Here is a 12,686-nt window from a genome sequence, read left to right as displayed (position 1 = left end):
CGATGACCTGGAGAAGGAGTTGGAAACGTCACCCTTTTTTCTGGGGAGGACTCTGATCGGCGCTCCATCATCGGTCGCCGGTACGCGCCCTATCCCTCTCCGCGACCATTTCGGAGATGGTCCGGGGGTCACGCAGACACCGTTGAATACGACCAATCAAGATGCGTGCGGTGAACGGCTTCACAATGAAGTCGTTTGCGCCTGCTTCTGCGGCTTTGTGGATGTTTTCGGTTTCTCCATGCCCCGTAACGATAATGATAGGCATGGATGCCAGGGTGGTGTCCGTGTCTCTGCGGATGGCTCGGGTCATGTCCATCCCTGTCATTTCGGGCATGACATAATCAATCAACGCGATGGAGGGCACCCAGGTCCTTAAAAGATCCAGGCCATCTTTCGCGCTGGCGGCTTCCCGGATATCCAAAATGCCCACGGCGCTGAGCAGCGTGGTCATCAACAACCGCATATTCGGATTGTCGTCGACAAGAAGAACCTTTACGGCGGATATATCCATTCCGTGCTCCCGGACACCCCCCTCTACTCGGGAAAACTCATCCTAAACGCCGATCATCCTGGCGTCCATATGTCGCACTGAGAGATCTGCCGGATTATGGTCAAATTGCAGCAATCGATGGGAGATGAGGAGATGGCTATGGGGGATGACCCAAGGCTCAAGGCTCGGACGGTGGTCCAAGCCATCATCCGGCGATGTCAGGTCCGGGGTCTTTCTGCTTACCAACTCCGCCGGGGGGATCCCGATGCGGGGGCCATCTTTTTGAAACTCAATGGTTTGGGAGCAGGGTGTCAGGTGCTTTGCCAAGCCCGATCCGGTGAAGGAGAGGCGGTTTGGATGCGGGCCACCGGTTCGGAACCGGTGGACGAACGGACGGCGGATGCCTATCTGGAGCGGCAGGAACGGTATGATGCGGATATTTGGGTGGTGGAAATCGAGGATCCTTCTCTAACCCTGCCCGTTGACACTGTCGTGCTGTGACCCTAACCCCTCTTGGAACGAGTCGTTCCGTAAGGCCAAGGCGATTTTTGTGACTCAAGCTCCGCTTTTCTTGATTGTCGAAGGCAATGCGGCTGTTCATGACGCCGTCAAGGCCGACTACGGAGCCCAGACTTATGCCCGGGCTTATGGTCAGGTCCTTGCCGAGGTGAGGCCCGTTGTCCGTTGGGTGTCTCTGCTTTCGGTTGATGGTCTGCCCCGTCTGCGGCATCTGGCCTGGGCCTTCGGGCTGGATTCGGATATCTTGGATCCCGTCACGCATCGAAGCGAAATTTGCGCCTGGATGGACCACTTGGTCATCCCCTATCGCCGGGAACGCGGCCGGGACTGATCCCGTTCCCCCCTTCATTTCCACGGGCAAGGGACCGCGAGGACGCGGCCTTGTCCAGTTTTCCAGGATTGGGACATCCCCCGATGGTCTCCGTGTTGTTTTCGGTCACCCCCCTTCTGGGTGGGATTGGGATTTTGCTGCTGGGGCATGGGCTCCTGGGGACCCTGGTTGGTGTGGGTTTGGCGGACATGAATGTGGGCGCGACCGTGTCCGGTATTGTCATGGCCAGTTATTTCCTTGGCTTGATTCTTGGGGCGTTGAAGGTCTCCTCGGTCATCGGTGCCGTGGGCCATGTGCGGACCTTTGCCGCCTTGGCCTCGGTGTATTCTGCGGCCAGTTTGGCCCATGCCTTCCTGCTGGATCCCTGGCTTTGGGGCTGCCTGCGCCTGGTGGAAGGCTTCACCATGGCCGGTCTGTTCATGTGCGCGGAAAGCTGGTTGAATGCTCGGGGGACGGCGGAGACCCGGGGGGCCCTGCTGTCGGCCTATATGATCATTACCTATTTCTTCCAGGGCGTGGCACAGTTCCTGCTGCTTTTGGGCCAGACCACGGGCTTCATGCTGTTTGCCCTGGTGTCGATTCTCACCTCTGTTGCTCTGGTGCCGGTTACCATCACACGGATTCCGGCGCCGGACTTGCCGGAAATTTCCAGTTTCAGCTTGGTTCGCCTGTTCCGGATTTCGCCGACGGGCATGTTCGGTGCGTTGACCGCAGGTTTGGTTTTGGGCTCCTTCTATTCCCTTGGTCCCCTTTACGCCCGGACCATGGGGCTGGATTTGACCGGGGTTGCCTTGTTCATGAGTGCGGTCATCATTGGCGGGCTTCTCTTGCAATGGCCCCTGGGCCGGTTGTCCGACCGCATGGATCGCCGGTTCATCATCGCCGGAACCAGTCTGGCCCTGGTTCTGGCTTGCCTGTTCCTGATTGCCGGGCAATGGGTGGGGATTGACCTGTCCCAATTCTTGGACAAAGGCATCTTCCTGGGATCGGCGGTTCTGTTTGGAGCCGTGGTCAGCACCCTCTATCCGGTCAGCGTGGCCTTGGTAAACGACTGGTTGGATCCGGTGGACATGGTGTCGGCCAGTGGTGGGCTTTTGTTTACGTACAGTATCGGAGCCGTGATTGGACCGCTGGTCGCCTCAGCGATCATGGAAGGGATCGGCCCCTCGGGTCTGTTCCTGTTCAGCGGCTTTATTGCCCTGGGAATGTTCGCCTATACGATCTTGCGGATGCGGATCCGCGATGCGGCGCCGGACGACGAGAAACTCCCCTTCCAGATCGTCGCGCGAACCACGCCCGTCGCGACCGAACTTGACCCCCGGGCCGACTATGAAGATGGCCAACTCTCCTTCGATTTCAACGCACCCGCACCTGTGGAGGAGGATGAGGCCGATTTGGAGGACGCGGAACGGTCCGCAGCTTAACTTTGATCAAGAGTCGTTTTGCATGTCTCACACTGAGTCCAGTTCCGTTTTGTCGACTGAAGACCGTCTGCGCGCGCAGGCCCCTCGCACGTGGCAACGCATGTTATCCGGGCGTCGGCTCAACTTGATTGAGCCCTCGCCCATGGATATCGAAATCGAGGATATCGCCCTGGGTCTGTCCCGAAATACCCGGTGGAATGGGCAAACCCAGGGGGCGCACGGCTGGTCCGTGGCTCAACATTCCATTTTGGTCAGCGACATTGTCCGCTCCCTCCAGCCCAAAGCCCATCCCCGGGTGATCCTGGCGGCCCTTTTGCACGACGCCAGCGAATATGTGACCCATGACCTGATTACCCCCCTGAAGGCCGCCGTGGGCGATGTCTTCAAGGAAGTGGAGAGCCGATTGATGGCCGCCGTTTATACCCGTTTCGGGTTGCCGCCTGTGCCTGCGCCGGAGGTCAAGGCCCTGATCAAAAAAGCCGATTGGATTTCTGCGGCGACGGAAGCGGTTCAACTGGCCGGTTTCACGGAAAAGGAGGTGAAGACGGTCCTGGGCATTAAGGAAAAACCCCTGGTCGGCGTCACCCTGACCCCCCTTCCCGTGGCCGAAGTGCAGACGCGCTTCCTTGACGCTTTCCGCCGGGCCGAGGCCGCCGTTCGTTTGGCGTCCCGCTGACATGGGCCGGGATACCACCTTGCGCGTTTTGCGCGACACCACACTGCGCACCCTGGAAGACCTGGAAGCCGAGGGTCTTCTGTCCGGTGAGCAGGCTCCGGCCCTGGCTCAGGTCGTGGATCGCTATGCCTTGGCCATCCCCTCGGCCCTGGCCGAGGGGATACGGGTCAGGGGGCCGGATAGCCCCCTGGCCCGCCAGTTCCTGCCCGATGTCCGGGAATTGGTGACGACGCCCGACGAATTGGACGAACCCATTGGCGATGGCGCCCATGCTCCAGTAAAGGGGGTGGTGCACCGCTACCCCGATCGGGTGCTGGTGAAGCCTTTGCATGCCTGTCCGGTCTATTGCCGGTTCTGTTTCCGACGGGAACAGGTCGGGCCGGGGGGCGAGGTTTTGGCCCCCGATGATTGGGCCGCCGTTCTCGACTACATCGGTGCGACTCCAGCGGTTCGGGAAGTGATTCTGTCGGGTGGCGATCCCTTGATGCTGTCTCCCCGGCGTCTGGGGGGCCTGTTGGACGACCTGGAAGGCATTGCCCATGTGCGGACCCTGCGGATCCATAGCCGGGTGCCGGTCCTGGATCCAGACCGGATCACACCGGAGATGCGGGCTGTTTTGCGCCGGAGGACACCGGTCTGGCTGGTGATCCATGCCAACCACCCTGAGGAATTTACCCCGGCAGCGGAGGCGGCCGTGGCCAGTTTGGTGGATCGGGGTATTCCCCTGCTGTCGCAGACGGTGCTGTTGCGGGGGGTGAATGCCGACCTGGAGACCCTGCGTGACCTGATGCGTTGCTTCGTGGACAACCGGATCAAGCCCTATTACCTGCACCATCCGGACCGGGCGAAGGGAACCTCCCATTTCCGCCTCTCCCTGGCGGAGGGCAAGGCCCTGGCTGATGCCCTGCGCCGCACCATTTCGGGCCTGTGCCAGCCGACCTATGTGCTCGATGGGCCGGAGGGGCAAGGGAAGTGGCCTATCTCGAGTCCCTAGAGTATTCCGAGGCCAAGTTGGGTCGCTTCGCGACCAAACTTGGCCTCGAAGATACTCTAAAACTTATAGAATGAGAGTGAAACGGGGCCAGCTTGACTCAAGCTGATCCCGTTTCACTCTAAAGCTGAGGCAGGAAACGTGGGCACCTGTTTTCACGGTACACGACAGGGGGTGTTCCCCGTCACGGGGCAAAGCCCCGCGTTTTTCGGTTTTTCAAGAAGAGTGACGCTCGCTTTCCCCTTATCCCCCCGTTGGCAGGCGTACGATGATGGTGGTGCCCTCTTCGGGGACACTGATCAGGTCGATCTCTCCACCATGCAACTCGACGAAGCGGCGGACCAGGGTCAGCCCCAGGCCTGCACCTTCGGATCGAGGACCCTTGGCGAAACTGTCGAAGGCCCGGGTCCTCTGGGTTTCGTCCATACCCCGGCCCGTGTCGGCGACGGTGAAGACCATCTCGTCGCGATGGGGGTTTTCCCCTTCGCCCGGGGCGTCCCGTTGGACAGCCAGGGTTACTTGGCCGCCCTGGCTTGAATGGGTGATGGCATTCGTCATCAGGTGGTACAGGACCTGCTTGATCCGTGTTTCGTCGGCGACGATCCAGCCGGCATCGGGGGGGCAGTCGAAATGCAGGGTAATTGCCCGGCGTTTCGCGGCCTCCCGGACCAGGGCCAGCACCGCAGCCAGGGCCGCATGGACGTCGAAGGCATCCAGATCAAGGGTGAGGTTGCCCGCATCGATGCTCGCCAGATCGGTGATATCGTCGATCAAGCGCGTGACCTGGCCCGCCGTTTGGGCGATGACCTGGGCGTACTCTTTTTGGCGTGGATTCAGATTGCCATAGTAGCCCTCCGCCAGGATCTCGGCGAAGCCGCCGACGGTGGTCAAAGGGGTGCGCAACTCAAAGGACACATTGGCGATAAACTCGCTTTTCATCCGGTCTGCGGCCCGCAGGGCATCCGTGCGTTCGCGGAGCGCCTGCTCCACCCGGGCCCGGTCGGTTGTGTCCACCATGGAGAGCAAGAGTCCGCCGTCGGGCAAGGGAACCGTGGCGTAATCCAGGTGTCGTCCATCGGATCGAACCACTCGACCGGTGCGGGGTTCCCGTCCGGTGCCTCCACCGGTCAGGCGGCGGCCCAAAACCTCCCAATCGTCGCCCCCCTGGCCCGCGTCGGCCATGCGGGCCACCAAGTCAGAGGCGAGGGGGGTCTGGTTGGGGCTGTCCAGGCCCCAAAGGGAGGCGAAGGCGGGATTGGACAGGCGGAGCCGTCCGTCGCCGCCGAAGACGGCCACGGCTTCGTGCAAATGGTCCAGGGTTTCGCGTTGGACTGCCGTTAATTGGTTATAGGACCGCTCCATGGCCAAGCTATCGGTCACGTCCTCGTAGGTGGCCAGCAGTCCGCCCAGGGGATGGGGGGCGAGAATCCGACGGAGGGTCGCTCCATCGGGCAAATGCAGGATATCCTCCCGGGGGCGGAGGAGTTTGGTGAAGAGGGCGACTTCTCCGGCCTTGAAGGCGGGGAAGTCGGCGACCTCGGGCAGGCGGCGGGCTTCGCGCAACCGTTCCAGGAAATCCCCGTAGGGTGGGTTTTCCGCCAACCACTCTGCGTCCAGCTTCCAAAGCTTTGCGAAGGCCGCATTGTGGAAGGTCATGCGGGTGACACCGTCAAAAATGGCGATGGCCGACCCCAGCCTTTCGAGGACCGCGCCATGGGCTTGGGTTTCTTGGCTCAGACGGTCTTCCACTTCTTCCAGGGCGGTAAAGTCCTGGGCGATGCCGACGGTTTGTCCGGCCAGGGGACCCGAGGGGATGGGTGTTTCCGTGATGGCCACCAGCTTGCGCTCACCTTCCAGAACAGCATGGAACCGGGCTTGGCTGGGGCGGCCTGCAGCCCGGGCCCGGGCGGCCAGTGCGCGCATTTCCTGGCCGGTTCCGCCAGAGGACAACTCCCTCCGGGCTGCGACGACCTCCAGGGGGTTGTCCAGGTCGAGGGCCTGGGCATGGGCCAGATTGCAGGCCACGATGGTCAAACTGTCGTCGCGCACCCAGACGGGTGTGGGCAACCCGTCGAGCAGGCCGCGCAGGCGGTCCCGTTCAATTTCCAGCGCGGCAACGCGGTCGCCAAGAGTCTCCAGCGCCTCAGCCGCATCGGTCACATCCCGCACCCAGAGCACATCGGCCAGGGTCTTACCCATTTCCGTGGTGGCGCGGATCCCCGTCACCCGCAGACGGCGGCCCAGGCCCGTATGAACCACATCGAGCGTGAACCCTGCTCCCTTGGACCGCAGATCGGCGACCTGCTCGGCCAACAGACGGGCATCATCGTCCCGCAGGACGACGAGCAGGTCTGAAAAGGAGGACTCCAGGCCAGCGGGCAGGCGGGCCAGGACGGCCAGACGGCGGGAACAGATGGCTGTCCCCGCCTGGGGTCCCTCCAGTACCCAGAGGAAGTAGCCATCGTCCGAGGTGTGGAGGGTCTCGCGCAGGCTTTCTGTTTCGGTGCGGGCGACGTCCCTTTGCTCGACAGCATTCAGCCAGGCGCGCCGCCATTTCACAGCGGCCCAGCCGGCGACAATGGCGATTGCGCCCATGACCCAGGGCAACAGCGGCGCGCACTGATCAGCCAACGACTGGGCTGTGGTGATCAAGGGGTCACTGGGCATGGAACAAGGGAGGTTGGAGCGCGAGAGGGGTGGGGGAGACCGGCATGGCAAGGGACAGGGCTGGGAACATGGGGCAGGGTATTCCGGGAGGAGCATTGGAGTCCCAGCCTGGGCGCTGGAGGGGGAAAATGCAAGCGCACAAGGGCGGGTGAGTCTCCCATTTCCCAGAGGCGGGGCGGCATGCTATGCCAGCAAAGAAGATCAACAAAAAGACAGTCGTGGGTTTGTTCGCCCTTCTCGGAGGGGCCTGTGCCCGATGCGTCAGCCACCCAGTTGCCCGTGCAACAATGGAACAGGGTGGCCGGGAAACTTAGGATCGAGGGATTCTCGCCATGGACCAAATCGCGAAGGGGGCCTCCCCCGACCGCGCGTCCTTCTTGGACTTGTTTACGCCGAAACTCGTCACCACACTGCGGGAGCGCCAGGGGATTGTCGGACTGAAGGCCGATGCCCTGGCCGGGCTCACCGTGGCCATTGTCGCCCTGCCGCTGTCCATGGCCATTGCCATTGCCTCGGGCGTGGGGCCGGAGCGCGGGCTCTATACCGCCATCGTTGGCGGCGCTTTGGTTTCCGCACTCGGGGGAAGCCGGTTCCAGATCGGTGGTCCGGCAGGGGCTTTCATCATCCTCGTTGCCGCCACTGTCCAGCGCCAAGGGGTCGACGGGCTGATCCTCGCGACTTTCCTGTCGGGCCTGTTCCTGCTGGCCATGGGCTTTCTGCGAATCGGGACCTACATCAAGTTCATTCCCTTCCCCGTTACCGTGGGATTCACGGCGGGGATCGCGGTCATCATTTTTCTCAGTCAGCTCCGGGACCTTCTGGGACTGACCCTCAGCGGGGGAGGGGGGAGCGAAGGACTTGCCGCCCGCCTTTCCGTTCTGGCAAAGGGCTTACCAACAGCCGATCCGCTGACCGCCCTTCTGGCCTTTGGGACCATCGGACTGATCCTTCTGTTGCGGCGTATTGCTCCGGGGTGGCCAGGGATGCTCATCGCCGTGGCCTTTGGCGGGTTGCTTGCTTGGGGTTTTACCCTTCCGGTCGAGACCATTGGGACCCGGTTTGGAGAGATCCCCGCAGGCCTCCCCGCTCCGCGTCTGCCCGATCTGTCCATGGCCCGGATTTTGTCCATTCTGCCTGATGCCGGCGCCTTCGCCCTGTTGGGCGCCATTGAAAGCCTTTTGTCGGCGGTAGTCGCCGATGGCATGTCGGGCAGACGCCACCGGTCCAATTGTGAGTTGGTCGGGCAGGGGGTGGCCAATATGGGCTCGGCTCTGTTCGGTGGTATTTGCGTCACCGGCACCATTGCCCGGACGGCGACCAATGTGCGGGCTGGCGCCTGGAGCCCCTTGGCTGGAATGTTCCACTCTCTTTTCCTCCTGATTTTCCTGGTTGTGGCTGCGCCCTTGGCGGCGTTCATTCCCCTCGCCTGTTTGGCGGGAGTCCTGGCTCTGGTGGCCTGGAACATGGTGGAACGTCACGCCATTGCCATCCTGCTCCGCACCTCTCGCGGGGATGCGCTGGTTCTGTCGGCCACTTTCTTCCTGACCCTGTTCCGGGACCTGACCGAGGGAATTCTGGCAGGCTTTCTGCTCGGAACTTTGCTGTTCGTTCACCGCATGTCACGGAGCATCGAAGTCTCGGCCCATCAGCCCTTCGTGGCCGAGGACCAAGCCGATGGCTTGCCTACGGATCGGGAGGCCTATGAGGGAGGGGCGGCGGATCCGTCCGTGGTGGTCTACCGCATCACCGGTGCTCTGTTCTTTGGGGCTGCGGCGAATGTGGGGGCGATTCTGGATCGCATCTCCGACCGTCGGCAAGCCTTCGTGTTGGATTTCACCGCCGTGCCTTTTCTGGATTCCACCGGTGCCAACGCCATCGAGGGCGCCGCTCGCAAAGCCGAGCGGCAGGGGGTGCGGTTGTATATCTCCGGCACCTCTCCGGAAATCCGTGCCGCGCTGGCCGCCCATGGGGTCACATTGCCGCTCGCCCATGTCACGGACACGGTGGAGGAAGCCCTGGATCACATTGGGCGTAACCGCGAGCAGGTCTTGGCAAGGGGCTGATTAAAACTGCAGGTCCACCACCAGGGGTAAGTGGTCCGATGCCCGGCGCACGCCAAACCCCCGGGGTGGATCGGGGACCCGGACCACCCGCTTTGGCTTGGGGCGGAAGAGCATCCGGTCCAGTCGGAACAGGGGCAGGCTGCTGGGAAAGGTGCGGCGGGAGAAATCGGCGTCGAAGCCAGCCTTGAGACTGGCGACGGAGGTCCTGCCCCAGGGCAGCCACTCGTTCAGGTCTCCCATCAGGATCATGGGGTGGGTACGGTCGTCCCCATCGGTTCCCCCCAGGGGGTGGGCCAGTCGTTCGGCCAGACGAGCCACTTGCACGCGCCGCTCCTTGCGGCCCAAGCCCAAGTGGGTGATCAGCACCCGGGGGTGTCCTGCGGGGTGCTTCAGGGTCACGTCCATGGCGTTGCGTGGCTCCTTGCCCGCAACGGACAGGTCTAGGGGCAGGCTTACGGTTATGGGCCAGCGGGAGAGCACGGCATTGCCATAGGCATGGCCGTCCCGCCACAGGGTCGGCGCATGGACGGATCGCATATTTGTCCCATTGGCCAGGACCTCCAGGGGATCATGGGGTGCGTCCGGCAATCGGGTCAGGTCCACCTCCTGAAGACCGGCGATATCCGGTTTCAGGACGGCGAGCGCTTTTGCGATCCGGGGAACGTCCCGTCGGCCGTCGGTGCCGATGCAGCCATGCAGGTTCCAGCACACAACCCTGAGGGAGAGGTTCGAGGGTGGGGTCGGGTCTAAATCTTGTTCCGATGGCATGGTTTAAGCGTCGCTCCGTTTTTCCGCCCATCGTTGGAACAGGTGGGCGATACCGGCGGTGATCACTGCCATGCCCGCCAGTCCGCCCAGGGTGGCGAGGTCCGGGTTCTTCAGGCTGCGGGCCAACCGGTCTCCCAGGAACGACAAGGCGATGATTCCCGGTCCCATGCCCAACAAAGTTCCGAGCATATAATCGCGGAAGCGAATGTGGGTGGCCCCACAGATCAGGTTTACCAAGGTGAATGGCGCGATGGGCAGATTGCGCAAGGCGGCTACGGTGGCAGCGCCCTGTTTGGCCAGACGCCTGCTCAATGCCGGGATAGCACGACCGCCGAAACGTTCCACCGCATCCCGGCCCAGGACGGTGCCCAAACCGAACAACAAAGCGGCGCTGGCATTGACACCGATGACATTGATGGCCAGGGCCTGCCAGGTGTCGAAGAGAAGGCCCACAGTCAGGATCATGACCAGAACCGGAAAACCGGTCAGCCCCAGAAGAACGATGGCCAGGGTTGTCAGCAGCGGTGCGAGAGGCCCCTGCGCCCAATCCCCAGCAAGGGATACGAGGTGGCTGGGATTGATCCAGGCCAGTACATCGGGATTGGTCCAAAGCATCGCCAGGGCACCCATCAGGGCGATGCCGCTTCCCAGGAGCAACCAAGCCCGTCGCCCAAGGCGTCTGGAGTCCGGGTCGGTTGGATTGGCCGGAGGAGGAGCCTCATCCCGGTCTACGACCATCAGGGCGGCCACCAGATCCGGATCCAGGGGGCGATCCGGATCGGTCAGACGGGGATCCGGCGCCAGATCGGCATAAAGGGAGGGGGCGCGGTGGGTCAGGGGGAGCAAGGTATTGCCCGGTCTCTCCCGCAACGCCTCGATTGCCGCGATCCAGGAGCCCTGACGGTCTACCTCCTGGTCCAGACGCGGGCCGTCCAGGCCAAGGAGTTCGCCGCAGAGGCTGGCTGCGAGGTCGGTGATGGTTCGTTGGGCCTCGGGATCGTCGGGAGCGGCCAGGGTCAGGTCCAGTTCCGTGTCCAGTCCCATGGACCGGTTTGCCATATTGGCAGACCCCACGCGGACGAGCCTGCCGTCAATGAAGAGAGTCTTGGCATGGACGTAAATAGGTTTCTCGGTCGCGGCTTGGTCCGTCTGGTTCTGTCGAGTCCGGTTTGCTTCTCCGGTTCGGGTTCCGGTCCGGGCTACGGGCCAATAGACGGCCAGGCGGCCAGGGGGCGCCACGGCGCGCAGGCGGTCGAGAAAGGCGTCGCGGCCCGTGTCCATGACCGCCTGTTGGGTGGGACCGTCCGACCCATGGGGCAGGATGATCACCACTTCTGGCCCGTCTTCCTCGGCCAACCGGCGTTCAAGGACCTGTCCGATGGTTTTGGAGGTGCAGTACTGCTGGACGATCAGGATCCACTGTTTGGCGTTTTCCAGGGCCTCGACGAAACTGGCCTCCACCTCGCGTACGGCTTCCCGGCTTTCATGGGCCCCGCTTTCGTGCGGATGTTCGGTGCGGGCGAGCGAGACCTCGTGGTTTCGGAATTGGGGGGAGACCGAGGGAGGCCAGGGATCATGGTTCGGGCCGGTGGGATCGGGTGGATCCAGATGCTCACCCGTGGCCCAAAGCCAGCGGGTCCGAACCAGCTCGGCGATGGCCAGTGCGGCATCCCCGTCAACCAGGGCCTGGAGGTCAAGCCAGGGTCCCCCCTCCGTCCCATCGGGATTGGCCCGCCGGGAATCCGAGACGTGGTGTTCCGAGGTGTCCCAGCGGGATCCGGTGAGATCCAGTCCACCGGTGTAGGCGATCCGATCATCGATGGTGACGATCTTCTGGTGATGGCTGGCCAGGGCCGGAAGGTCTCCATCCTCGACGAAATGTAGGCGGGGGTGGCCTGCCCAGAGACTGGGCAGGTCGAAGGGGACTTCCCGTTCCAACCGAAACAGCACGGCGGCTTGCCAGAGGACAATGTGGACCTCCAGCTCCGGATTGCGGTCCAGGGCATCTAACAGAAGCAGGCGAAGGGTGACGGGCCAGCCGTCTTCTGCCCGGCCTTCGGAATCCAGGGGCACGTCCCGGAGCAGGGGAACTTTGGAATGGAGCTCCCAGGCCAAGATGAAAATGGATTTTCGCGCGGCTTTTATGGAGTCGCGCAGGGCCGCGTAATAGGACTCCCCATTGAAAAGGATCGCGCACCGCTCAGCCCGCTCCCGGCGCCAAACACCCGGGTTCCGCCGGGCGGTCGGAAGGGCGTCGGCTTTGGTGAGGGGAACGTCGTCCTCCACCGGTTTCTGAGCTTCGGTGTCCGCAGACATGCCTGGGGTATCCTTTGAAGTGGATGATCCAGAAAGTAACGCGGCGCAAGGCGGCTGGTTCCGAAGGGGCTGTTTGCTGCGGTTGGGGTTGAGGGGAGCTTTGATTAAACCGCCTGACACGGCACAGGACAGGACAGTGTCTTCTATTTTTTGGGTCTTATATTTTTTGGGCGATTGCCCAAGCCCATTTGGGGGCCAATGCCCTCAAACCCCCCTTTTTCTTTTATACTCTGTGTCCTTGAAAATCCGGGTCCTCAGGCCCCGGTTGGGGATGGGGCAAAGCCTCGTGACGGGAAAACACCCTCTGTCGTGTACAGTGACCGCCCTAAATCGGAGTCGATTTAAGGCGGTTGATTTGATCTAAAATCTTATACTTAGAGTGCTCCGAGATCAAATTGGGCCACGTCTTGGCCCAATTTGGCCTCGAAGGCACTTTAAAGT

10 protein-coding genes are annotated in these 12,686 nt (G+C 62.4%); 6 read left to right on the top strand and 4 right to left on the bottom strand.

What is annotated here, in order from left to right; genetic code table 11:
* Window positions 1-67 precede the first annotated feature (67 nt).
* Entirely contained in the window at window positions 68-511 is a 444-nt protein-coding gene (locus tag ACLIRY_RS05780; RefSeq protein WP_413204407.1) for a response regulator, read from the bottom strand.
* 132 nt (window positions 512-643) lie between these two features.
* On the opposite strand from ACLIRY_RS05780, the gene ACLIRY_RS05775 reads away from it, so the two are divergent.
* The 5 genes from ACLIRY_RS05775 (at window position 644) to ACLIRY_RS05755 (ending at window position 4,434) form a co-directional block, all read left to right on the top strand.
* The gene (locus tag ACLIRY_RS05775; RefSeq protein WP_413204406.1) at window positions 644-991 is read left to right on the top strand and encodes a DUF1491 family protein; all 348 of its coding nucleotides are present in this window, start codon (window positions 644-646) and stop codon (window positions 989-991) included.
* Between the two features lie 49 nt (window positions 992-1,040).
* Window positions 1,041-1,340, top strand: a complete 300-nt coding sequence (locus tag ACLIRY_RS05770; RefSeq protein ID WP_413204405.1) for a hypothetical protein — start codon at window positions 1,041-1,043, stop codon at window positions 1,338-1,340.
* Window positions 1,341-1,423: 83 nt separating this feature from the next.
* Window positions 1,424-2,764: an MFS transporter gene (locus tag ACLIRY_RS05765; RefSeq protein WP_413204404.1), complete on the top strand. Its 1,341-nt coding sequence runs from the start codon at window positions 1,424-1,426 to the stop codon at window positions 2,762-2,764.
* 142 nt (window positions 2,765-2,906) lie between these two features.
* Window positions 2,907-3,440: a YfbR-like 5'-deoxynucleotidase gene (locus ACLIRY_RS05760; RefSeq protein ID WP_413204403.1), complete on the top strand. Its 534-nt coding sequence runs from the start codon at window positions 2,907-2,909 to the stop codon at window positions 3,438-3,440.
* Between the two features lies 1 nt (window position 3,441).
* A complete protein-coding gene (locus ACLIRY_RS05755; RefSeq protein ID WP_413204402.1) occupies window positions 3,442-4,434 on the top strand; it encodes a lysine-2,3-aminomutase-like protein in 993 nt (330 codons plus the stop codon).
* A 240-nt stretch (window positions 4,435-4,674) separates the two neighbouring features.
* Here the strand turns inward: ACLIRY_RS05755 and ACLIRY_RS05750 are convergent, their stop codons facing one another.
* Window positions 4,675-7,098 carry an ATP-binding protein gene (locus tag ACLIRY_RS05750; protein WP_413204401.1) on the bottom strand — a complete coding sequence of 808 codons (2,424 nt, stop codon included), beginning with the start codon at window positions 7,096-7,098 and terminating at the stop codon, window positions 4,675-4,677.
* A 332-nt stretch (window positions 7,099-7,430) separates the two neighbouring features.
* On the opposite strand from ACLIRY_RS05750, the gene ACLIRY_RS05745 reads away from it, so the two are divergent.
* The gene (locus ACLIRY_RS05745) at window positions 7,431-9,161 is read left to right on the top strand and encodes a SulP family inorganic anion transporter (RefSeq protein WP_413204400.1); all 1,731 of its coding nucleotides are present in this window, start codon (window positions 7,431-7,433) and stop codon (window positions 9,159-9,161) included.
* Here the strand turns inward: ACLIRY_RS05745 and ACLIRY_RS05740 are convergent, their stop codons facing one another.
* A complete protein-coding gene (locus ACLIRY_RS05740; protein ID WP_413204399.1) occupies window positions 9,162-9,929 on the bottom strand; it encodes an endonuclease/exonuclease/phosphatase family protein in 768 nt (255 codons plus the stop codon). It lies immediately after the preceding gene.
* Between the two features lie 3 nt (window positions 9,930-9,932).
* On the bottom strand, window positions 9,933-12,245 hold the full coding sequence (locus tag ACLIRY_RS05735; protein WP_413204398.1) for a VTT domain-containing protein: 2,313 nt from the start codon (window positions 12,243-12,245) through the stop codon (window positions 9,933-9,935).
* Window positions 12,246-12,686: the final 441 nt, after the last annotated feature.

Source organism: Rhodospirillum sp. A1_3_36, assembly GCF_047263945.1.
GTDB lineage: Bacteria > Pseudomonadota > Alphaproteobacteria > Rhodospirillales > Rhodospirillaceae > Rhodospirillum.
Note: the sequence above shows the minus strand (reverse complement) of the source record. Positions and strands in the feature narration are given on the sequence as shown.